General features: G+C 71.9%; 17 protein-coding genes. 11 read left to right on the forward strand and 6 right to left on the reverse strand.

Features of this window, described 5'->3' with window-relative positions:
• Positions 1–21: 21 nt before the first annotated feature.
• Positions 22–2334, reverse strand: a complete 2313-nt coding sequence (locus tag NZH93_RS14290; protein ID WP_259623528.1) for a hydantoinase B/oxoprolinase family protein — start codon at positions 2332–2334, stop codon at positions 22–24.
• A 19-nt stretch (positions 2335–2353) separates the two neighbouring features.
• A complete protein-coding gene (locus NZH93_RS14295) occupies positions 2354–4456 on the reverse strand; it encodes a hydantoinase/oxoprolinase family protein (protein WP_259623529.1) in 2103 nt (700 codons plus the stop codon).
• 204 nt (positions 4457–4660) lie between these two features.
• On the opposite strand from NZH93_RS14295, the gene NZH93_RS14300 reads away from it, so the two are divergent.
• The gene (locus tag NZH93_RS14300) at positions 4661–5680 is read left to right on the forward strand and encodes an aldo/keto reductase (protein ID WP_259623530.1); all 1020 of its coding nucleotides are present in this window, start codon (positions 4661–4663) and stop codon (positions 5678–5680) included.
• Positions 5681–5684: 4 nt separating this feature from the next.
• Here NZH93_RS14300 and NZH93_RS14305 read toward each other — a convergent pair whose 3' ends face one another.
• Complete coding sequence (locus NZH93_RS14305) at positions 5685–6410, reverse strand: TetR/AcrR family transcriptional regulator (protein WP_259623531.1); 726 nt, start codon at positions 6408–6410, stop codon at positions 5685–5687.
• A gap of 93 nt (positions 6411–6503) precedes the next feature.
• Here NZH93_RS14305 and NZH93_RS14310 point away from each other — a divergent pair, with 93 nt between their 5' ends.
• From NZH93_RS14310 to NZH93_RS14325, 4 genes are read left to right on the forward strand one after another with little or no spacing between them, the layout of a single operon-like run.
• A complete protein-coding gene (locus NZH93_RS14310; RefSeq protein ID WP_259623532.1) occupies positions 6504–7259 on the forward strand; it encodes a maleate cis-trans isomerase family protein in 756 nt (251 codons plus the stop codon).
• A 28-nt stretch (positions 7260–7287) separates the two neighbouring features.
• The gene (locus NZH93_RS14315; protein WP_259623533.1) at positions 7288–7926 is read left to right on the forward strand and encodes a VOC family protein; all 639 of its coding nucleotides are present in this window, start codon (positions 7288–7290) and stop codon (positions 7924–7926) included.
• The gene (locus tag NZH93_RS14320; RefSeq protein WP_259623534.1) at positions 7926–8174 is read left to right on the forward strand and encodes a hypothetical protein; all 249 of its coding nucleotides are present in this window, start codon (positions 7926–7928) and stop codon (positions 8172–8174) included. The genes NZH93_RS14315 and NZH93_RS14320 overlap by 1 nt, the downstream gene beginning before the upstream one ends.
• Positions 8171–9403, forward strand: a complete 1233-nt coding sequence (locus NZH93_RS14325) for an alpha/beta fold hydrolase (protein WP_259623535.1) — start codon at positions 8171–8173, stop codon at positions 9401–9403. Before NZH93_RS14320 ends, NZH93_RS14325 begins: the two co-directional genes overlap by 4 nt.
• An 11-nt stretch (positions 9404–9414) precedes the next feature.
• Here NZH93_RS14325 and NZH93_RS14330 read toward each other — a convergent pair whose 3' ends face one another.
• The gene (locus NZH93_RS14330) at positions 9415–9861 is read right to left on the reverse strand and encodes a MaoC/PaaZ C-terminal domain-containing protein (protein ID WP_259623536.1); all 447 of its coding nucleotides are present in this window, start codon (positions 9859–9861) and stop codon (positions 9415–9417) included.
• A gap of 13 nt (positions 9862–9874) precedes the next feature.
• The gene (locus NZH93_RS14335) at positions 9875–11320 is read right to left on the reverse strand and encodes an FAD-dependent monooxygenase (protein WP_259623537.1); all 1446 of its coding nucleotides are present in this window, start codon (positions 11318–11320) and stop codon (positions 9875–9877) included.
• Between the two features lie 130 nt (positions 11321–11450).
• Here NZH93_RS14335 and NZH93_RS14340 point away from each other — a divergent pair, with 130 nt between their 5' ends.
• From NZH93_RS14340 to NZH93_RS14350, 3 genes are all read left to right on the forward strand, one after another.
• A complete protein-coding gene (locus NZH93_RS14340) occupies positions 11451–13112 on the forward strand; it encodes a (2,3-dihydroxybenzoyl)adenylate synthase (protein ID WP_259623538.1) in 1662 nt (553 codons plus the stop codon).
• 40 nt (positions 13113–13152) lie between these two features.
• Positions 13153–13920 (forward strand): DinB family protein, encoded by a 768-nt coding sequence (locus tag NZH93_RS14345; RefSeq protein WP_259623539.1) that lies wholly within the window; start codon positions 13153–13155, stop codon positions 13918–13920.
• 166 nt (positions 13921–14086) lie between these two features.
• Positions 14087–15730 carry a long-chain fatty acid--CoA ligase gene (locus NZH93_RS14350; protein WP_259623540.1) on the forward strand — a complete coding sequence of 548 codons (1644 nt, stop codon included), beginning with the start codon at positions 14087–14089 and terminating at the stop codon, positions 15728–15730.
• 25 nt (positions 15731–15755) lie between these two features.
• On the opposite strand, the gene NZH93_RS14355 is transcribed toward NZH93_RS14350, so the two are convergent.
• Positions 15756–17531, reverse strand: coding sequence for a helix-turn-helix domain-containing protein (locus tag NZH93_RS14355; RefSeq protein ID WP_259623541.1), 1776 nt, complete (start codon positions 17529–17531; stop codon positions 15756–15758).
• Positions 17532–17677: 146 nt separating this feature from the next.
• Here NZH93_RS14355 and NZH93_RS14360 point away from each other — a divergent pair, with 146 nt between their 5' ends.
• The 3 genes from NZH93_RS14360 (at position 17678) to NZH93_RS14370 (ending at position 23286) form a co-directional block, all read left to right on the forward strand.
• A complete protein-coding gene (locus tag NZH93_RS14360) occupies positions 17678–19066 on the forward strand; it encodes an MFS transporter (protein ID WP_259623542.1) in 1389 nt (462 codons plus the stop codon).
• A gap of 105 nt (positions 19067–19171) precedes the next feature.
• Positions 19172–20773, forward strand: coding sequence for a tannase/feruloyl esterase family alpha/beta hydrolase (locus NZH93_RS14365; protein WP_372506628.1), 1602 nt, complete (start codon positions 19172–19174; stop codon positions 20771–20773).
• A 155-nt stretch (positions 20774–20928) separates the two neighbouring features.
• Entirely contained in the window at positions 20929–23286 is a 2358-nt protein-coding gene (locus NZH93_RS14370; RefSeq protein WP_259623544.1) for a hypothetical protein, read from the forward strand.
• Positions 23287–23330: the final 44 nt, after the last annotated feature.

The raw sequence follows: 23330 nt of genomic DNA on the forward strand, positions 1-23330 counted from the left end.
GGTGTGCGGGACGGGGGCGGTTCAGGCGCGGACGTACCGCTCCAGCTCGACCACGTGGCGCGGGTGGGCAGCGGGGACGACACCGGAGTAGATCGCCGTGTAGCAGCCGGGGCAGCACAACTGGCGGAAGACGATCTCGTCGTCGACGTACTCGCCGGGGTCGTCGGTGACCTGGGAGCCCGCGGTGCCCGTCGGGCCCTCGAACTCGGCGAGGGTCAGCACGGAGTCGGTCCGGGGGTCGCCGAGCTGCTGCCCGCAGTGGCCGCAGGCGACCACCTCGACCCCGTCGACTTCCACCGCCACCAGGTTGTCGTCCAGGCGCTTCGCCGCGGCGACGTCGTGCCTGACGTCGACGGCGGCGACACCGGCCGAACGCGCCCGGCGCTCGTCCCGCAACCGGGTCCGCAGTTCGTCAGTCGCCTGCCGGTCGACCGCCTCGTCCCGGAGCACGACCCCGTACGACGCGTGCGCGCCGGCGGCGGTCACCTTGCCCTCGCCGTGGTCGTGGGCGACCAGGTCCGGATCGCGCAGCAGCGGGTCGCCGTAACCACCTCCGCCCTGCCAGTGCAGGTACAGCAGGTCACCCGTGCCCACGGCGGTCTCCCCGTAGCAGGCCTGCAGGTCCTTCGTGCCCGCCAGGTCCTCCAGCCGCAGCGGGATCGAGCCCGCGGCCAGCAGCTCCGCCACCCCCGCGTCGCGCGCGACGACGCCGACCGCGGTGTTGCCCGGATAACCGCCCGCCAGGCCGTTGTTCTGGGACACGGCCTTGCCGGAGGAGGCCACGACGAGACCGACCGGGACCTCGGTGCCGTAAGGGATGAACGCCGAGGAGCCGCTGACGCCGCCGCGCTGCCTGCCGGGGCCGCCGGAGTCCGGCTCCTCCCGGCGCCACAACGTCATCAGCGGGTAGAGGTACTCGGTCATCTCCACGTCGGGGATGCGGCCCATCGGGATGCAGAAGAGACCGCCGGTGTCCATCCCGTCGGCCCGCGGGCGCGCGCCGTACCCCGCGGCCATCACGTCCATGACGATGTTGAGGAACGGCACCGGCACGTCGCCGCGCTGGTCCAGGCCCGCCACGACCGCGGTGTCGTGCGTTCCGCAGCAGGAGGCCTGCACCCGGTCGGCGAACTCCACGGTCCGGTCCATCATCTGCGACAGGCACTCGGCCACGAGCGAGCCCGTCGCCCACGCCGGGCCGATGGGCGCCCGGCTGACCGCGGCGGGGAAGGTCGCGTTGTTGATCGTGCCCTCCTCGGCGACCAGGTCGAAGCAGCGCATCAACCCGCCCGCCGACCACGGGATGTCGTTGGCCAGCATGGGCATCAGCGCCAGCATCACCCCGCCGCGCAGACCCGCGTAGGTGCAGTTGATGAGACCCGCCTGCTCGTCGGTGCCGGTGAAGTCGAAGCTCAGGTGGTCGCCGGTCTTGGTCATCGCGAGGCTGATCCGGTGGACCGAGCGGTCACCCGCGTGCGACTGGTCCTGGTAGCCGGTCGCGCTCCACGTGCCGTCGGGCAGCCGCTCGAGCTTGTCGCGCAGCCTGCCCTCGGCGTCGGCCATCATGCGCTTCATCACGGCCTTGACCGTGTCGGCGCCGTACTGCTCGATGACCGCCTGGAGCCGCTTGCGCCCCACAGTGTTGGCGCCGACCTTGGCGCGCAGGTCGAGGTTGACCAGCAGGGGGACCCGCGAGCGGCGGATCCAGGCCTCGGCGATGTCGTCCTGGATCTCGAAGTCGCGGACGACCTTGATCGGCGGCGTGGGCAGCGCCTCGGAGAAGACGTCCTGCGCGGCGGGGCTGAAGGAGCCCAGTCCGACCCCGCCGAGGTCGGGTTCGTGGCAGATCGCGCTGGTCCAGGCGAACAGCTTGCCCTCGTGGAAGATCGGCTGGTAGACGATGACGTCGTTCTGGTGCAGGCCGCCGCCGACCCAGGGGTCGTTGCAGAGGAACATGTCCCCCTCCTTGACGCCGGGGTTCTTCACCCGGTGCTGGAGGGTCCAGTAGATCGCCAGGTCGACGGCTCCGGCGAGCATGGTGTTGTAGAGGCCGACCTGGACCTCCTGGCCGACCTCGTCGCAGATCGCGAAGTCGAAGTCGTTGGCGTCGGTGACGATCGGCGAGCCGGACATCCGCTTGAGGGCCTCGCCCATCTCGTCGGTGACCGACCACAGCCGGTGCCGCACGACCTCGTAGGTGAGCGGGTCGAGGGCGTCGATCTGCTCCTGGGTGACGCTGTGCACCGGCAGGGAGTCCGGCAGGCTCGCGGTCAGCACGTCGGGGTCGATCGGGCGGCTGGAGAAGTGCTCGGAGCCGGGGATGCTCATGACCATGTCGAAGCCTCTGTCCTGCCTAGTTCCGGGTGGTGATCGAGAGGTTGCCGAGGTGGTCGACGCGCCCGGTCGTGCCGGGCGGGACCACCACGGTGGTGGTGGGCACCTCGATGACCGCGGGACCGGTGATCACGTGGCCGTGGCGCAGCAGCCGGTAGTCGTAGACCGGCGTGTCGACGTAGCCCGCGGTGGCGTCGAGGCACACCCGCCGGACGGTGGCGAGCGCGGCGGCCGGGTCCGCCGAGTCCGCGTCCGCCAGCTTCGGCAACTGGGGGTTGAACGGCAGGACGCCGGTCGCCTGCACCCGCATCGTGATCGACTGGATCCCGGCGGCGCTGAAGCCCGTGCCCTCGCCGTAGAGGCCCGCGTACCTGGCCTCGAAGTCGTCCATCACGGCGACCACGTCGGCGTCGGCCAGCGGCCCGGACGGGACGGGGACGGCGACCTCGGCGAGCTGGGCGGTGTAGCGCAGGTCGATGGTGCGGGCGAACTCCACGCGGTCGAAGGTCAGGCCCTGGCGGGAGACCGCGTCGGCCAGCCGCCGCTCCAACTGCTCGAAGTGGCCCTGCGCCGTCGCCGCGGGGACGGGCATCAGGCCGGGGTCGGACAGCTCGTGGGCCAGCACCACGTCGGAGGCCGCCAGGCCGAACGCGGAGAACGCGGAGGCCACCGGGCCCAGCGGGACGACGACCTCGCGCACCCCCACCTCGGCCGCGTACGCCGCGCAGTACGCGGGACCGGCACCGCCGAAGGCGTAGAGCACGAAGTCGCGGGGGTCGTGGCCCGCCTCGACGACCGTCTTGCGCAGCAGGTCGCCGGTCTGGGCGTTCTGGATGGCGTAGATCGCGGCGGCGGCCTGCTCGACGGTGAGCCCCAGCGGCTCCGCGACGTGCACGCGGATCGCCTCGCGGGCCGCCTCCACGTCCAGCGCCTTGCGGCCGCCGAGCAGCCCGCTCTCCGGCAGGATGCCGAGCACGAGGTTGGCGTCGGTGTTGGTCGGCTCGGTGCCGCCCGCGCCGTAGCAGGCGGGCCCCGGCACGGACTGCGCGCTGCGCGGCCCGACCTGGAGGTTGCCGCCCCGGTCGATCCAGGCGATGGCCCCTCCACCGGAGCCGATCGCGTGCACCTCGAGCGCGGGGACGTTGATCGGGTGGTGGTTGATGATCGTCGTGCTGGTCCGCACGGGTTCGCCGTCGACCACCATGCCCACCAGGAAGGTCGTGCCGCCCACGTCGGTGGAGATGATGTTGCGGTGGCCGAGCTGCTCACCGAGGGAGACCGCGCCGACGACACCGCCGGTCAGCACCGAGCCGACCGTGCTGATCGCCGTCGAGGGCGCCTCGGCGGCCGCGATGGCGCCGCCGTTGCTCTGCATCACCAGCAGCGGACCGCGCAGCCCGGCGTCGGTGAGCCGTTGCTGCATCTGCCCGAGGTAGTCGCGCAGGCCGGGGCCGATCTGCGCGCTCATGATCGTGGTGGCGCTGCGGGAGAACTCGCGGATGCGCGGGCTGACCTCGCTGGACAGCGCCACGAACACGTCGGGGTCCAGTTCGGCGACGATCTCGCGGATCCGCCGCTCGTGCGCCGGGTTCTTGAACGACCACAGCAGCGACACCGCGATCGAGCGCACGCCGCGGTCGAGCAGTGAGCGCACGGCGGCGCGCACCGAGTCCTCGTCGAGCGCGACCACGACGGTGCCGTCGCGGTCGAGGCGCTCGGTGACCTCCAGCGCGTGGCTCTTCGGGATCAGGCTGTGGCTCTTGTCCTGCCCCATCACGTTCTGGAGCTGGTGCGGGGCGGAACCGAGGTAGCGGCCCTCGACGTTCATGATGAAGATCGAGTCGCGGTGGCCGCGCGTGGTGATGAACCCGACCGCGGGCACGTTGCCCATGACGAGCGCGTTCAGCGACGACGTCGTGCCGTGGGCGATGTGGTGGGTCTTGGCGAGCATCCGCTCCAGCGGCTCCCCGACGCCGTCGGCCAGCGCGGCCAGCACGTCCATGACGCCCTGCGAGTAGTCCGACGGGGTGGACGGGGCCTTGGCGGCCACGATGGTGCCCTCGTCGTCGAGAACCGCGTCCGTGAACGTGCCGCCGACATCAACACCGATGACGTATGCCATTCCGATCTCTTTTCATCGCCGAGTGAGCTGCGGCACAATCTAAGCGCGCCTTACGGATGCGTCAATAGGTAGACACTCCTGTAAGGACTGCCCGGCGCGCGCCCCGACCGGGAACAGGCCTGAAACAGCGTTATGGCATACTCGGGAGAGCCCTCTCGGCGGTGACACACCGGATTCCACCCGGTGCCGATGGAAGGACTTCCCATGGCGCGGCTCGGCCGATCCGACATCGACGTGTTCCCACTGGTGCTCGGCGGCAACACGTTCGGCTGGACCAGCGACGAGGAGAACTCGCACCGGGTGCTCGACGCGTTCGTGGCGGGCGGTGGCAACTTCATCGACACCGCGGACAGCTACACCTCGGACGTCCCCGGCAACTCCGGCGGCGAGTCGGAGACGATCATCGGCCGGTGGCTGGCGGCCCGCGGGAACCGCGACAGCGTCGTCATCGGCACCAAGGTGAGCCAGCACCCCCGGTTCAAGGGGCTGGCCGCCACCACCGTCACGGCGGCGCTGGAGGCCTCGCTCGTCCGGCTGGGAGTCGACCACGTCGACGTGTACTACGCCCACTTCGACGACGCCAAGACGCCGCTCGCCGAAACCGCGGGCGCGTTCGACGCGCTGCACAAGGCGGGCAAGATCCGCGTGGTGGCCCTGTCGAACTACAGCGGCCCGAGGATCCGGGAGTGGCTCGACATCGCCCGCCGCGAGGGGTTCGAGCCGCCCGCCGTCGTCCAGCCGGACTACAACCTCGTGACGCGCCAACGGTACGAGCGCGAGATCGCCCCCGTCCTCGCCGAGGAGGGGATCGCCGCCGTGCCGTACTTCGCCCTGGCGAGCGGGTTCCTCACCGGCAAGTACCGCCGGGTCGGCGGGTTCCGCAAGGCGGAGCCGTACCTCGCGGTGATCGGCGCCTTCCTCACCGGCAAGAACCGCCGCGACCGGCAGGCGTTCGGAGAGGCGGTCCGCCGGGTCGTCGCCAGCCGGTACTTCACCGAGGCCGGGCTCGCCGTGGTGCAGGCGGTCGAGGACATCGCGGCCGCCCGCGGGGTGGAGATGTCCACCGTGGCCATCGCCTGGCTGCGCACCCGCCCCGGTGTCGTCGCCCCGATCGCGAGCGCCCGCACGGTCGAACAGCTCCCCGCCCTGCTGGCGGCGGCCGAGTTCGACCTCACCGCGGACGAGACGGCCGCGCTCGACGAGGTGTCCGCGCGGGTGAAGTAGGCCCTCAGCGCCGTTCGCGCTCCAGGAGCCCTTCCAGGCGGTCGACCTCGCGGCGGAGGCTGCGCACCGCGTCCAGCGGCGTGCTCGACGCCTGCCGCCCCTCCTCGGCGGCCAGCCCGTGCACGGCCATGTCCGCGAGTTCCAGGCTCACGGAGTCGAGGTCGAAGTGGGAGCCGGGGTGGTACCACCACGCCACCCAGTTGACGATCCCCAGCGTGCCGAGCGCCGCGACCGCGGGCGTGACGGGCCGGAACTCCCCCCGTTCCACCCCCTGCTCGATCACCTCGGTCAGCGACCGCAGCACGGCGCGGCGGTTGACCTCGTAGGACGCCGCGACCGCTTCGGGGAGGTCCGCCTCGGAGCGCAGCAGCAGCCGGAACCGCTCGCCGTCCTCGCCCATGCGGCGCACCATCAGCCGCACGACCTCGCGGATGCGCTCGGTCGCCCCCAACTCGACGCGCTCGGCGATGGCGGCGATGTCGACCGCGGCCACCTCGGTGATCTGCTCGACCAGCTTGGCCAGCAGCTCGTTCTTGCTCTTGACGTAGTGGTAGAGCGCGGGGCGGGTCAGGCCGACGGCGTCGGCGATGTCCTGGAAGCTCGTGCCCGCGTAGCCGCGCTCGGCGAAGAGGCGCGTGGCCTGCTCGAAGATCTCCTGCTGCACCAGGCCGCCGCGCACGCCCGCGTCCTGCTCGGGGGCATCTCCCGACCCGGCCTTCGCCTTGCTCATGGCGACGAAGGGTACCGGTGGTCCGGATTTACTACCGCGTTGACTTTTAATCACATGTGTTGAACCATGGCGGCACGTCGAAAGGACCCCGTGATGCAGCACTTCCAGGTCGGCCTCGTGGTGCCGAGCTCCAACGTGACCGTCGAGACGGAGCTGCCGTCGATCCTCGCCCGGCACCCCGACGCGTCGTTCTCGTTCCACTCCTCGCGCATGCGGATGGCCAGGGTGTCCCCCGAGGGCCTGGCCGCCATGAACGCCCAGCGCGAGCGGTGCGTCATCGAACTGGGCGACGCCTCCCCCGACGTGATCCTCTACGCGTGCCTGGTCGCGATCATGGCGGGCGGCCCCGGCGAGCACCGCCGCGTCGAGGGGCTCGTCGCCGAGCAACTGGCCACCGGCGGGTCGGAGGCGCTGGTCCGCTCCAGTGCCGGGGCGCTCGTCGAGGGGCTGCACGGGCTGGGCGCCCGCCGGATCGCGCTGGTCATGCCCTACACGCGGCCGCTGGCCGAGAAGGTCGTGGACTACCTCGCGGCCGAGGGCTTCGAGATCGCCGACTGGCGCGCGCTGGAGGTGGAGGACAACCGCGAGGTCGGCCGCATCCCCGGCGACCGGGTCATGGAGGCCGCCCGCTCCCTCGACCTGGACGGCGTCGACGCGCTCGTCATCTCGGCGTGCGTGCAGATGCCCTCGCTGGCACTGGTCGAGTCCGCCGAGCAGGAACTGGGCGTGCCGGTCGTCTCGGCGGCGACCGCGGGCGCCTACAGCGTCCTGAAGGCGGGCGGCCTCCCGCTGACCGTCCCCGGAGCCGGATCGCTGCTGCGCGGCGACGCGGTCGCCGTGCCGGCCTGAGAGCCCGAGAACCCGAAGGAGTCCCACCATGAGCCCGCTCGACGACCAGCACCTCGTGACGGGGGTCGACCACGCGGCCTTCCCGACGTTCGACCCGGCGGGCACGGTGGCGTTCTACCGCGACGTGCTCGGCTTCCCGGTCGTGCACTCCATCTGCGCCGCGGGCTGGGGGCCGGACGACCACCCGGACTTCATCCACTTCTTCTTCGACATCGGCGGCGGCGACCGGCTCGCGTTCTTCTACTACTTCGGCCTCGCCGCGCCCGACACATCCGTCGGCACCGGCGACGTCTACGCGCGCTTCCCGCAGGACGCGCCGGACTGGTTCGTCCGCTCGCGGCACCTCGCGCTGCACGTGGCGTCGGAGGAGCACCTGCTGGAGTACCGGCGCAGGCTCGACGCCAGCGCGTGGCCGGTCGAGATGCAGATCCAGCACGAGACGATCGAGTCGATCTACACCCACGACCCCAACGGCTACATGGTCGAGATCACCCGCGCGCTGCGCCCGGTGACGCCACAGGAGGACCTGGACGCCAACCTCACCATCGACGCGCTCGTCGACATCGCCTCCAGGCCTGGCCACACGATCGACGACCTGCTCGTGCGCAAGGCGGAACTCATCGTCGAGCGCGCCGAGAAGTGGTCCGCCGTCGGGGAAGCGCGCTGATGGGCCGACGGCTGTTCCTGCTCCAGGTCCCCGAGAACGTCCCCATCGTCGCCGTCGCCCGCGACCTCGACGGCGTGGACATCGGCGAGATCGGGCCCTACTACGTCATCGAGTCCGACTCCCCGATCCGCATCGACCGGCGGGCGACGGGCGTGCGGCACGCCGTCTGGTATAGCTGCGTCGCGGGCCTGGACGGCTGGCGCATCGCCCAGTGGGACAGCGACGCCCTGCGCACGGAGCCCCGGTGACCGCCGGGCACCGCGGGCTGGGCGCGGGCCGCTACACCGCCGTCCTCGCCGAGCCCGACGACGTCACCACCTCGGTCCACCAGCTCCGGACCCACGACCAGGCCCAGGTCACCGGTGTGCTGCGCCGTCCGGCCGGGGCGCGCACGGTCGTCACGTTCATGCACCCGCGCCAGGACGTGACGAACCACGCGCTGGTCCCGCACTTCTTGGCCGCCGGGCTGGCGGTGTGGACGCAGGGGTCCAGGTCGCCGAACAACGACCTCGCCCTGCTGCACGAGCAGGCGATCATCGACTTCGCCGCGGGCCAGGTCTTCCTGCGCGACCTCGGCTTCGAGTCCGTCGTGGCGCTGGGGCACTCCGGTGGCGGCACGCTCGCGGCGTTCTACCTCCAGCAGGCGGCCCTGCCGCCGGGGCGGCGCCTCACCCGCGCCCCCTCCGGCAGGCCGGTCCCCCTGGCCGAGACGGAGATGCCGCTGCCGACCGGGTTCGTCGCCCTCGCCCCGCACCCCGGCCAGGGGGCGCTGCTGCGCCGCGTCATCGACCCCTCGGTCGTCGACGAGGCCGACCCGCTCTCGCGCGACCCGGCGCTCGACCCGTTCGACCCGGCGAACGGCTTCGTCGACGCGCCGCGGCCGGTGAGCTACTCCCCCGACTTCGTCGCCGCCTACCGCCAGGCCCAGTGGGAACGGGTGGCCCGCGTCGACGCGGTCGCCGCGGACCTGGTCGCCGCGCGGCGCGGGGCCGACGCGGAGTTCCGGGAGTCGGGCGAGGCGTCCCGGCGGCGCGCGGCCCTGGCCCCGGCCCTGATCACCGTGTACCGCACCGACGCCGACCTGCGCAACGTCGACCTGGGGCTCGACCCGAACAAGCGGGCGTACGGCTCGCTGTTCGGCAGGCGCCCGGACCTGACCAACTACGGGCTGGTGGGGTTCGGCAGGCTGTCGACGGCCGAGGCGTGGATGTCCACCTGGAGCGCCACCACGACCAACGCGGACTTCCTGCGCTGCGCCGCGGGCGTCACCGTGCCGACGCTCCTGCTGGAGTTCACCGGTGACCAGGCCTCGTTCCCGGCCGACGTCGAGGCGTTCGCGGCGGCCATCCCGGCACCGGACCTCACCGTCGACGCGCTGGACGGCACCCACTTCGGGGACCGGCTGGTGGAGGGCGCGCCGACGGGCAACGAGCTGGCCGCCGCCCGCGTCGTCGACTGGATCGCCGAACGCTCCTGACCGCCGCGGCGTCAGCCGACCGGACGCCGCCACACGTAGAGCTGGTGGACGGCGCCGAGCACCCTGGTGTCCCGGTGGTGGAGCGCGCCGGTCACGGTGACCAGCGACCGCTCGGGTGAGGAGTGCGCCACCGCGTCGACCGTCATCGAGCCGGTGAGCACCATGCCCGGCCGGACCGGCGCCAGGAAGCCCACCTCGCGGATGCGGCGGCCCGCCAGCACGGCCCAGCCGCTGAACAGGCCGAGGACGGCCAGGCGTTGCAGGATCGCCAGCGAGTGCAGCCCGCTGGCGATCGGCTCCCCGAAGTAGCCGGACCCCGCCGCGGACTCGTCGGTGTGGAAGGGCTGGGGGTCCCAGCGCTCGGAGTAGTCCTTGATCTCCTCCAGGGAGACCAGGTGCTCGCCGAGCGCGGTGGTCGACCCGACCTCGATGTCCTCGGAGTACACGGGCTGCGTCACGTCCGCGAGCCTGTCAGACCCACTCGACGAGGTCGACGCGACCACCGGCCAGCGCGTCCGCCGCCAGGTCGCGCAGCCCCCGCGGCACCCGCACGCCCACGGACCTGCCGGTCCGGCGCAGCCGCTCCCCCGCGTCGAAGGCGGCCAGCGCGGTCTGCCGGGTCCGGCCCGCGTCGAGCACCGCCACCCGGTCGCTCCCGACGAGTTCGCCGCGCGGCACGACGCGGGTGGGCCAGGAGCGCCCGGCGGTGGTGAGCGGGCGGTCGAGCACCCAGGAGACCGCGTCCTCGGGCACCCGCTCGACCGGGGCGCCCGCGTACTGCCCGAGCCCCGCGGCCACGACCGCCGGGGCCTGCCGGGCGAACTGGCCGAGCGAGACCTTGCCCGCCCGCGTCATGTAGGCGATCAGCAGTTGTTCGACCGGCATGTCCAGGCGCCGCGGGAAGTCGTCCCACCACAGCATGCTGCGGCGGGCGATGTCCTGGAGGTGCTCCACGGCCGGGCGCCGGGCGCTCTCGAAGGCCGCCAGCGCGGACTCGACGTCCGTGCCGGTGTCCAGCGCCTCGACCAGGGCGATCCCGCTCTCCATGGCCAGCTTCGTGCCGGACCCGATGGAGTAGTGGGCCGTGGAGGCGGCGTCCCCCAGCAGCACGGTGGTGCCGTGGTGCCACCGCGCGCAGGTGACCGTCCGGAAGCGGAGCCACCGGGTTCGGTTCCCGACCAGACCGGACCCGCGCAGGGTGTCCGCGAACAACGTCGAGAGGTAGCCCAGCGACGCGTCGTCGCTCCGCTCCGGCGGTGTGGCCGCCGTCGTCGCGTCGAACCCCGCGCGCCGCCAGGTCTCCGGGTCGGTCTCGACCAGGAACGTGCTGCGGTCGCGCCGGTAGGGGTAGGCGTGCGCGACGAACGTGCCGTGCTCGCCCGTCTCGGCCCGGAACACCGCTCGCGGCAGGGCGAAGTCGGTGCCGCACCACAGGTAGAGGCCGTCGTGCTGCTCCACGCGGGCGCCGAACTCGGTGGCGAACCGCTCGCGGGTCGCGCTGTTGACCCCGTCCGCGGCGACGACGACGTCGGCGTCCAGGTCGTCGACCGCGACCCGGCCGCCGTAGCGGATGTCCACGCCTGCCGCGATCGCCTGGGCCCGCAGGACCTCCAGGAGTTCGGCCCGGCCGATCGCGATCAGGTCGTCGGCGGGCAGGGCGACGGTGACGTCGTCGACGGACATCGACATCTCGTGGGACCAGGCCCGCGCCACGACCTCGCGCAGGGAGGCGGGATCGGCCTCGGCGAGGCGCCGCTGGGTGGCCGTCGCCAGGCCGACCCCGAACCCGAAGGTCGCGCTGGGCGGCGACTGCTCGTACAGGGTCACGGCGCACTCGGGCCTGCGGAGCTTCATCAGGCGCGCGAAGTACAGCCCGCCGGGGCCTCCGCCCAGGACGGCCACGGACCTGAGTTCCATCGCGTCTCCTTCGTCTGGTGACGGCACCGTAAACCGACTCGACAGTTGTGTCCATCTTTTGACGACTAGGTTGGGAGCGGTTACCGTGGGCGCCACCCGCCGACGACGACGGACGACACAGGAGGCACCGGTGTTGGACTGGGCTGGACGTCTCATCCCCTACCCCGCTGACGTCGTGGAGACCTACCGCTCGGCCGGGCTGTGGGGCACCCTGCCCATCGGCGCGGAGTTCCACGAGGTCGCCGTCGGGCAGGGATCGCGCACCGCCGTGGTCGCCGAGGAGGGCCGCCTCACCTACGCCGAACTGGACGAGGTCACGGACCGGCTCGCGCTCGGACTGGCGGACCTCGGGCTGGTCGCCGGCGACCGCGTGGTCGTGCAGTTGACCAACCGCCTGCACTCCGTCGTCGCCTGGTACGGGCTGCTCAAGGCCGGGCTGATCCCGGTGTGCACGCTGGCGGCGCACCGCGCCCACGAGATCGGCCCCATCAGCCGCAAGGTCGGCGCCGTCGCGCACCTCGTCGAGTCGAACCCCTCCGGCTTCGACCTGGTGGCCTTCGCGTTCGAGCAGCGGGTGGGCCACCCGACGGTGCGCCACGTGCTCACCGCGGGCTCGCTCGCGGGCACCCCGATCGAGCACCTGATCCGCGACAGCGACCCGGTGCTCGCCCGTGAACGGGTCGCGGAGATCCAGGCGGCGATCGACCCGGACGAGATCGCCTGCTTCCAGCTCTCCGGCGGCACCACGGGCACCCCGAAGATCATCCCGCGGCTGCACGCCGAGTACTGGTACAACGCCAGGGCGTACGCCGAGGCGGGCGGCTGGGACCAGGACACCCGGACCGCCCACCTGATCCCGATCATCCACAACGCGGGCATCACCTGCGGGCTGCACGCCGTCCACAGCGTCGGCGGCACCCTCGTGCTGGGCACCGCCGTGCTGGACCAGGCGCTGCCGGTCCTCGCCCGCGAGCAGGCCACCGACGTGCTCATCGGCCACGGCCACTACACGATCGTCGACCACCCCCTGTTCGCCGACGCGGTGGCCTCGATGAAGAAGGTCGTGCTGTCCGGCGCCAAGGTGCCCGAGCGCGTCTTCGACGCCTTCGAGGACCGAGGCATCCGGGTGGGCCAGATGTTCGGCATGGGCGAGGGCTTCTTCGCCATGTCGACGGCCACCTCCACCCGGCGGGCCCGGCTGACGACGGTGGGCGTCCCGACCTCGCCGCACGACGAGTTCCGGGTGCTCGAACCCGGCACCGAGGTCGACCTGCCCGACGGCACCACGGGCGAACTCGCCTGCCGCGGCCCGTACACCATCCGCGGCTACTTCGACGCCCCCGACGTCAACGCGGGCGCGTTCACCTCCGACGGCTACTACCGCACCGGGGACCTCGTCGCCGTCACCACCCACGGCACCGAGCGGAGCATCTCCGTCGAGGGCAGGCTCAAGGACCTCATCAGCCGCGGCGGCGAGAAGGTCAGCGCCGAGGAGGTCGAAACCCTTCTGCTGCACCACCCGCGGATCACCGCGGCCGCCATCGTCGCCATGCCGGACGAACGGCTCGGCGAACGCGCGTGCGCCTACCTCGTCGCGACGGGCGCGCCGCTGACCATGGCGGAGGTGCAGGAGCACCTGAACTCGTTGTCACTGGCCAAGTTCAAGTGGCCCGAACGACTGGAGTGGATCACCGAGATGCCGAGGACCCCCGTCGGCAAGCTCGACAAGAAGGCGCTCCACCACGACATCGTCGCCAAGGTCGCCGGGGGCGACCGGTCGGCGGGCGGCTGAAACCCCTGCGGAACGCGGTCCGATGGGGAAGACTGCCTCGATGGTTTCCGAGTACACCCAGACCGACCGGTTCCGCGGCGCCCGCCTCCACCTGTGCGACGTCGCGGGCCTGGAGATCCGCGACTGCGAGGTGAGCGGGCTCAAGATCGTCGACTGCTACGGCGGCGCCGTCCACCTCGGCGGCGCCTTCGAGCGCGTCGTCGTCAACGACGTCGACGTGACCGCCTACGTCGAGGCCGAACTCGACCGCCTGCACCCCGCGCGGGTACTGGCGCGGGACGCCACGACCCCCGAGGAGTACCAGAACGCCTGGGCCGCCGTCGAAACCCTGTGGAGCGGGACGCTCGACCGGGCGCGGCTGCTGCCCGACGCCGCGCTGCTCGAACAGGTCGACGGCGAGTGGTCCTTCGTCGAGACCCAGCGGCACCTGCTGTTCGCCTCCGACGCCTGGCTCGGCAGCGCCGTGCTCGAAGAGGAGGCGCCCTTCCACCCGTTGGGCTTCCCCGCCGGGGGAACACCGCGCGAGGAGACCGAGAAGCTCGGGCTCACCCTCGACGCCACGCCGACGCTCGACGAGGTGCTCGAGGCGCGGCGCGCCCGGATGGCCGCGGTGCGGCGCGTCGTCGACGGGCTCACCACCGCCGAACTCGACCGGGTGTGCGGTCGCAAGCCCGCGGACCCGTACCCCGACCAGGAGTACGTCGTGCGCCGCTGCCTCAAGGTGGTGCTGAAGGAGGAGGCCGAGCACCACCGCTACGCGGTGCGCGACCTGGCGGTGCTCGAAGCGGGCCTGGCCGAACCCCGGTAGTCGCGGACCGGTGAGGGGTGTGGGGATCGCTGCCGAAACGGCCGCAGGAGTGGAAGGTTCCCACCTCCTCCCGTCCCGTGATCGCTCCTAGGGTGACTGGCGGTACCCGCCGACCAGGAGGAGAGTCACCCATGGCCGACCAGTCCAGCGTCACGGGTGGCTCGCGGTGCTGAGCGCGGACGGGGCGATCGGCGCCGTGGACGGGCTGATGCAGCCGCGACCGCTGACCATCGCCCACATCCTGGAGCGCGCCGAGCGGCTGTACGCGCACAAGCACGTCACGACGGCGGGCTCCGAGCGGCTCACGTACGCCGAGGTGGCCGACCACACCCGGCGCCTCGCCACCGCGCTGGACGCCCTCGGTGTCCCGGTCGGCGCCCGCGTCGCCACGTTCGCGGCCAACAGCAGGCGGCACTTCGAGCTCTACCTGGCGGTGCCCGCCACCAAGCGGGTGCTGCACTCGGTGAACATCCGGCTCTCGCCGGAGCACCTGGAGTACATCGTGGACCACGCCGAGGACGACGTGGTGTTCGTCGACCGCGCGCTGCTGCCGCGGATCTGGCCGAGCGCCGACCGGCTGGACCGCGTGCGGCACTGGGTGGTGCTGCCCGACGACAGCGGCACGCCGATCCCGGACGACCCCCGCGTCCTGCACTACGACGAGCTGATCGCCGGAGCCGACCCGTTCTCGGGGTCGTTCGAGGACGCGTTCGCGCTCGCGGACGAGAACCTGGCTTCGGGGCTGTGCTACACCTCCGGGACGACCGGACCGCCCAAGGGCGTGCTGTACAGCCACCGGTCGACGATCCTGCACTGCCTGGGAACGCTCGCGGCGGGCTTCATCGGCCTCAGCGAGGACGACGTGGTGATGCCGATCGTGCCCATGTTCCACGCCAACGCCTGGGGCCTCCCCTACGGCGCGATGATGGCGGGCGCCTCGCTGGTCCTCCCCGGCCCGTCCTCGGACCCGACGCACCTGCTGCGGTTGATGGAGACCGAGCGGGTGACCGTCGCGGGCGCCGTCCCCACGGTGTGGACGAGCCTCGCCCCGGAGCTGCGGGCGCACGACCTGAGCGCCACGAGGTTCCTGCTCGGCGGCGGCTCCGCCATCTCCCCCGCGCTGTCGGAGACCTACCGCGCGGCGATCGGGGTGCCCATCACCCATTCCTGGGGGATGACGGAGATCAGCCCCGTCGGGACCATCGGCGGTACCCGCACCCAGCACCGGGACGGCACCGACGAGGAGCGGGTGGCCGTGCGGGCCGCCCAGGGCCAGCCGCTGCCGCTGGTGACCGTGCGGGTCGTCGACGTCGAGACCGGCCGGGAACTGCCGCGCGACGGGCGTTCCGTCGGTGAACTCCAGGTCGCGGGGCCGTGGGTGGCGGGCGGCTACTTCCGGGTCGACAGCGGTGACAGCTTCACCGCCGACGGCTGGCTGCGCACCGGCGACCTCGCCACCCTCGACGCCGAGGGCTACCTGCGGCTCGTGGACCGGATCAAGGACCTGATCAAGTCCGGGGGCGAGTGGATCTCCTCGGTCGAGCTGGAGTCCGCCATCGTCTCGCACCCCGACGTCCTCGAAGCGGCCGTGATCGCCCGCCCCGACCCGCGCTGGGTGGAACGCCCCGTCGCGTACGTCGTCCTGCGCGACGGCGGCTCGGCCACCGGCGAGGAACTCCTGCGGCACATCACGCCGATGGTCGCCAAGTGGTGGCTGCCCGACGAGGTCGTCTTCCTGGCCACGCTGCCCAAGACGGGCACCGGCAAGTTGTCCAAGACCGCGCTGCGGGACTCGACGCGCACCGGTTGAGCTTGCGGCACAGGGGAACGCGGCCTCACGAGGGTGCGGTCGCGACCGCCCTGAGCTGGTGGAGCCGAAGCCCCAGTTGCAGTTCCAGGTCGTGCTCGTGGCGCCAGTCGAGGCCGAGGACCTTCCCCGCGCGGTCCAGGCGCTTGAGCAGGGTGTTGACGTGCACGTGCAGCGCTCGGGCGGTCGCCGCCACGTTGGCGCGGTGGACGTAGTACGCCGCGAGGGTTTCGACGAGGTCCGTCCCGCGCCGCCGGTCGTAGTCCAGGAGCGGCCCCACCGAATCGGCGAGGAAGCGGTCCAGCTCGCGCACCCGTTCGGCGTCGAAGACCATGGCGTACAAGGCGTACCGGCCCGTCGTGGCGCCCAGGTCGGTGTGCCCGATGCCCCGGACCACCGCCCCGCACCGGCTCGCGAGGGAGAACGCGCGCGACCAGTCGTGGTTCAGCGCTCGTTCCCCCACCACGACGACGGGTCCGCCCAGCGCGCGGCGGAGCCTGCGGTGGACCTCCTCGACGGTCCGGTCGTCGTCGGCGCTGGGCAGGATCATCGTCGCCCTGCCGAGGTGTTCGCCCGCCAGCCCGGAGAGGTCGCGGGCGATGTCGTGCAGGTGCCGCAGGAGGTCGGGTGACGACACCGTGCGGGAGTCCGCGACGACGACCAGGTCCAGGCGGTCGGCGTCGATGTTGCGGGCCCTGGTGCGGGCCCGCTGGGAGGGGCTGATCCCAGGGCTGCCCACCATGAGTTCGGTCAGGAGCTCTCCGCTCATCCGCTCGCTGGCCTCGGCGACGGCCCGCTCCTTGAGGATGAGCAGCCCCATGACGTGGGTGGCCCGTTCGAGGGTCCGCAGGTCCATGTCGTCCTGCGCGCCGTGGTCGACGACCGCCTCCCGGCTCCACGCCAGTGCGCCCAGGTAGCTGTCACCCGCCTGGATCGTGGCCACGCTGCGGGCGATCCCGGCGGTGTCGACCGACGTCGTGCAGCGGCCCGAGCGGTGGGCGTTCCTGATGGCGTCGGCCAGGTCGACCTCCGACGCCGTCCGGCACGGCGTCGACGCCGAGTCCCGGCGGACGAGGACGGCGCCGGTCCGGTCGAGGAGCGCGACGCTCCCGCCGAGCTGGTCGGCGAGGAGCTGCGCGATGTCGCCCGGCGCCCCACCCCCCAGCACCGCACCGGTCAGCGCCTCGTGGATGGCCTGCGCGCGCTCCACGACGGCCATGTGCCCCTCGATCTTCCGGTACGCGATCCTCAGCTCCCGCAAGGAGTTCCGGCTCGCCTCGTACAGGCGGGCGTTGTCGAGCGCGACCGCGGCGTGGTCGGCGAACGCGCTCAACAGCGCGATCTCACCCGCCTGGAACGAGCGCTCGGTGCGGTCCGCGGCGAACAGCGCGCCCACCACCTCGCCGCGGATGACCAGCGGCACGCCGAGGAGCGCGACGAGCGCCTCGGTGGTGACGAGCCGGTCGAAGTTCGGGTCGTGGTCGATGAGGGTCGAGGTGGCGTAGTTGCTCACCCAGTGCGGGCTCTGGGAGGCCAGCACCTTGCCGCCGAGCCCGACGGTCGCCGGGATGCACGCCGTGAGGAAGGTGGCGGAGATCGTCCCCTCCGACGCCCTCGCCGACAGCTTGCCGTCCGCGACCAGCGAGAGGTAGGTGAAGTCCGTGCCGATCAGGTCGTGGGCGTGGTGGACGATCGACCGCAGCACGTCGTCCAGCTCGCCCAGGGCGGTGAGCGACTTGGCGGTCGCGTACAACGACGCCAGCTCGCGCTGCCTGCGTACGAGTGACTCCGCGTCGCCTGCCACAGTGCCCTCCCCCTCTTCCGCACCCGGTGGGTGAAAGCCCCACCACGCCGGTGCGAGACGTGTGTGATGCAGACCTCAACCACAGGGTAACGGCGTCCTAACATGACCGTCATCACCTGCCTGTCCCACCGACGAAGGCGGCATGCATGGCAACCCCGATCGCCCAACCCGAAGAGCAGTCCGGCCAAGTCGGCGCCGCCTCGTCCACGACTCGACCCCGCGCGTTCCGCAAACTGCTGGCCGTGGGGCTCATCGGCAGTTCGATCGAGTGGTACGACTTCTTCCTCTACGGCACCGCGGCCGCGCTGGTGTTCCCCAAGGTGTTCTTCCCGAACTCCTCGGCGCTGACCGGGACGCTGCTGGCCTTCAGCACGTTCTGGGCCGGTTTCGTGGCGCGGCCGATCGGCGGTGTGCTCGCCGGGCACTTCGGCGACAAGTACGGCCGCAAGCCGGTGGTCGTCACCTGCCTGGCGCTCATGGGCGCCGCGACCTTCCTGATCGGCTGCCTCCCCAGCGCGGCGGCCGTCGGCGCGCTGGCCCCGACGCTGCTGGTCACGCTGCGCTTCGTGCAGGGGCTCGCGGCGGGCGGCCAGTGGGGCGGGATCATGTTGCTGCTCACCGAATCCGCCAGTCCCAAGCGGCGCGGCTTCGCCGGGACGTTCGGGCAGACCAGCGTTCCGGTCGCCGTGATCATCTCGAACCTGATCTTCGTGGCCGCCAGCGGCCTGATGCCGAACGACGCGTTCCTGAGCTGGGGCTGGCGAATCCCGTTCCTGGTCAGCGTCGTGATGTTCGCGGTGGTCCTCTACATCCAGGCCAAGGTGGAGGACACGCCCGAGTTCCGCGAACTCCAGCGCGAGGTGTCGAAGTCCAAGGTCGCGGTGGTCCGGGCCCCGCTGGCGAAGGTCATCCGGAGCAGGTGGGGCACCATCCTCCTCGGCTGCGGGCTCCTCTCGGCCACCAACAGCCTGTTCTACGTCAGCATCGCCGGACTCCTGAGCTACGGCACCACGACGCTGGGCCTCCAGCGCAACTCCCTGCTCGCGGTCGTGCTGGCCAGTTCCGTGGCGATGGTCGTCGTCATCCCCCTGTCCGGCCACCTCTCGGACAGGCTGGGACGGCGCCCGCTGATCCTGGTCGGCGGCCTGGGCGTCGCCGCGTGGGCGTTCCCCTACTTCGGGCTCGTCGACACCGCGTCGCTGCCGCTGATCTTCGTCGCCGTGACGGTGGGCTTCGTGTTCCAGTGCCTCACCTACGGTCCGATCGCGACCTACCTCGGCGAGCTGTTCGCGCCCAACGTCCGCTACTCGGGGGCGTCGCTGTCCTACCAGCTCTCCGCGATCATCGTCAGCGGCGGCACGCCGTTCCTGATGACGGCGCTGATCGCGAAGACCGGGAGCACCGCGCCGGTCGCCGCCTACATCCTGGCCATGGGGCTGATCACCTTCGCCAGCGCGTGGTTCCTGCCCGAGACGAACACGGCAGAGGTCCGCGACGATCCGCACGCCATCCCCGGCACGCACCTGCACCGCTGAGGGACCGGGACCACGGTGACGAGAGAAGAGGCCGGTGTGAGCAGCACATCCGCATGGGGCGCGACGATTCGACGGCTCGCCCTGCCCGCGGCCGTGGTCCTGGTGGTGGCCGCGGTCCGGTTCCTCGGCGCCGACACCGCCGCCGCCGCGACCGGGTCGACCACCACCCCCGAGTGCGCCGGGTTGGCGCAGTCGAGGATTCCGGCGTCGGCCATCAGCCTGCCGACCACCGGCGGTCGCGTCGAGGCGGCTGTGGTGACGACCGCGCTCGTCAGCGGCCGGACCATCGAGTACTGCCAGGTCGACGCGAGCGTCTTCCCCGTCGACCCGGCCGCGCCCGCCATCAAGCTGCGGGTCGCCCTGCCGTTCGGCTGGAACGGCAAGGCGATGATGTTCGGTGGCGGGGGCTACAACGGGACCATCCCCGACCTGAGGACGAACGTGCCGTTCGGCCCGGCGGACCAGCCCGCGCCGCTGGCCCGGCGGTACGCCACGTTCGCGAGCGACTCCGGCCACCAGCAGGGCCCGACGGCCGTCCCGTCGCTCGACGGCTCGTTCGGCGTGAACGACGAGGCCCTGAACAACTTCGCCGCCGGTGACGCGCTGAAGAAGACGCACGACGCGAGCCTGTTCGTCCTCCGGCACGCCTACGGGCGGAACCCCGCCGAGGTCTACTTCGCCGGTGGCTCGACGGGTGGCCGCGAAGCCCTCGTGGTCGCCCAGCGGTGGCCGTGGGCCTTCGACGGGGTGATTTCCGCCTTCCCCGCCTGGAACAACCTCAGCGAGATCCTGGAACTCGGCTACCTGACGCAGGTCCTGTCCCGCCCCGGCGCCTTCCCCGGCCCCGAGAAGCAGGGTCTCCTGTACACCAGCGTGATCGCCGCGTGCGACGGTCAGGACGGGCTGCGGGACAACATCGTCTCCAACCAGCGCGGCTGCCACTTCGACCCGCGTGTGCTCCGCTGCCCCGGCGGAGCCGACACCGGGCCGACCTGCCTGTCGGACGCCCAGATCGGGGGCGTGGTCGCCGCGTCCACCCCGTTCCGGTGGCCGTACCGGATCGCCAGCGGCGAGACCGGGTACCCCGGTTTCCCGTTCCTGTCCGGGGCGGACATGCGGACCCCGTTCCTCGGGTTCGGCACGACCGCGCCCGCCAACCCCATGCCGGTGACGAGCGGCTACGGGTTCCAGTACTGGGACCAGTGGGTGAAGTACATCCTGACCCGGGACCCCGCCCAGAACTCCTTGGACGTGGACCCGCGACGTCCGGGCAAGTGGCTCGACCGGATCAGCCGCCTGTCCACGATCGAGGACCGCAACACCGTGGACCTGCGCCCGTTCGCCCGCGCGGGCGGCAAGCTGATCCTGCTCCACGGCGACGCCGACGAACTGGTCTCCCACCGCTCGACGAACGACTACTACGAGCGGGTGCGGAAGGAGATGGGACCCGAGGCCACGCGCGAGTTCCTGCGGTACTACCTCGTGCCGGGGGCGAACCACGCGAACTTCGGCACACCGGCGTTCGCCGCGGGCTGGGACTCGCTCACGGCGCTCGAACGCTGGGTCGAGAGTGGACGGTCGCCGTCGAACCCCGTCGTCGCGGACGTCAACCACGACCGCACCCGTCCGCTGTGCGATTACCCGGCCTGGCCCAGGTACCGCTCGGGCGATCCGGACGACGCGGCGAGCTTCACCTGCGCGCGGTGATTCCCCCACACGCGCGCTGCCTGACCTGCGGATGACGCAACCACTCCCCCCACGGATAACGGACGGATAACGCCGGACTTGCCGATTTGATCCGACTGGCACGCTCCGGGGGCGCGGCCCCGTCTCAGGGCGCGCATCGCAGGGGGGAGAAGAACATGAGGCTGTCCGGAAGACCCGTGCGCGTCCTGTGCGCGGGCCTGGTGATCACCGCCCTGGCCTGCGGGGCGGTGGTCCTGCCCACGGGTAGTGCCACCGCGGCACCGCAACCGTCCTACGCCACCGTGTACCGCTCATCTTGGCTGAGCACCGACTCCCGCACCCCGCACCACAACAACACCACCGGCGACGCGCGCGTCGGGTCGTGGCGCGACGACAAGGGCGAGCAGCACACCGGCAAGGCCTACTTCACCTTCGACCTGGCCCAACTCCAGGGCGCCGAGGTGTTCTCCGCGTTCGTCCGGCTGCCCGAGGTGGCGGCCAACGACTGCGCCAAGCCACGGGCGACCGAACTGCGCGTGGTGAAGCCGCTCGGCAGGATCTCCTGGGCCCGCCAGCCGCGCGAGAAGGCGAAACTGCCCGGCCCGCAAGCCCTTGAGGGCTGCCTCTACGAGCGCGTCACGTGGGACCTCGGCGACACCGTCCGGCAAACGCTTGCCGAGGGCGGCACGAAACTCACCGTCGTGGCACGGATCTCGGCCGAGTTCCAGGACGACGTCGCGTACGGGCGCACCTACCACAACGACCCGTGGATCTACATCGGCTACAACAAGCCGCCCGGGAAGCCGACCGGGTTGAGGGTCAACGGGAACGACTGCGGTCCCGAGCCGATGATCACCGCCTCCCGCGACCCGCTCGTGTCCGGCAGGTTCACCGATCCGGACGGCACCTACTCGCTCGACGCGCGCTTCGCCTTCTGGCCGGTGGCCGCGCCCGAGTCGCGGCGCGAGGTCTTCCCGGTCTGGGCGAGCGGCGGGTACGCCACCACGTACTACCCGAACGACATGCTCCAGGACGGTGGCACCTACGCGTGGGCGGTGCGCGGCGAGGACGGCTACGCCGTGTCCGAGTGGTCCGAGCCGTGCACCTTCTCCGTCGACCGCACCGCTCCGGCGGCAGCGCCGACGGTCACCTCGTCGGTGTACCGGGAGGACGGCGGACCGCCCGGCGACGGCGGGGACGGCGTGCCCGGCGACTTCACCTTCACCGCGAACGGCGTGGCGGACGTGGTGGCCTTCGAGTACTCCGGCATCGGCGTACCCGACGGGCGGGTCTCCGCCGACCAGCCGGGCGGCTCGGCGACGGTGACCGTCACGCCGACCCTCGACGGTCCGCTCGGCATCACCGTGATGAGCATCGACCGGGCCGGGAACCGTTCTCCCGCAAGGGACTACCGGTTCTGGGTGCGCACCACCGCGCCGTCGGTCAAGGGCCCCCAGCCACAACTGGGCAAACCGACGGAGTTCACCTTCACCGCCAGGCAGGAGAACGCGGTCGGGTTCACCTACCGCCTGGACGACAGCCCGGAGACCACCCTCCCCCTGGGCCCCGACGGCACGGCGAAGGTCACGATCACGATCACGGACCCCGAGGCCCGGTACCACGAACTGGAGGTGTGGACCACCAACGCGGCCGGGCAGAGGTCGGGGATCACCAAGAGGCCGTTCGCCGTCGACCTGCTGGAGCCGACGATCTCGATCGACCCGTGGGACGGCGTGATCGGGCAGCGGCGGACGGCCACCTTCACGGCCCTGATGTCCGACGCGGTGTCTTTCACCTACCGGATCGGCGACGGCCAGGAGACGACCGTGCCCTCGTCCGCCGACGGCACGGCGCAGGTGTCGTTCACGCCGACCGCGTCGGGCTGGTCCAACGTGTCCGTGTTCTCCAGCAACCGAGACGGAGTCCGGTCCGGCACCGGCTGGGAATCCTTCGGAGTGGACGGCGCGGCACCGACCGTCACCAGCGCCGAGTACCCGGAGTGGACCGAGGCCGGCGGTCCGGGCGTGCCCGGCACGTTCACCGCGTCCTCACCGCTGCCCGGCCTGGTGGAGTACCGGTACGCCTTCGACGGCGAGCCGGAACGCACGGTCGCCGCGACGTCGAACGGCACGGCCTCGTTCGTCCGCACGCCGACGGGGCCGGGCTGGTCGTACCTGAAGGTGCGGGCGGTGGCGGACACCGGTCTGGTGTCCGACGAGAGGACGTACAGCTTCCGGGTGAGCGAGCGGGAGCCGGTCATCACCAGTCCCCAGTACCCGCCGGACGGCAGCGCGGGCGGCCGGGTGGGCGAGCCGATCGAGTTCACCTTCACCGCCGCGCTGGGCGGGTCGACGGAGTTCGTGTACCGGCTCGACTACGGCCCGGAGACCACCGTCCCGGTCGGACCCGACGGGACGGCGACCATCACCTTCACACCGACGAGCACGAACAGCCTGTCGCTCCAGGTTTTCAGCCGCACGCCCGAGGGCTTCGTGTCGGGGACGACGGACCGCACCTTCGACGTCCACGGCTGACCGCCCCGCGCCGTCGACGACCCGCGCCCGCCGGGCGGGTCGTC

The organism is Umezawaea endophytica (genome assembly GCF_025061645.1).
Taxonomy (GTDB): Bacteria; Actinomycetota; Actinomycetes; order Mycobacteriales; family Pseudonocardiaceae; genus Umezawaea; species Umezawaea endophytica.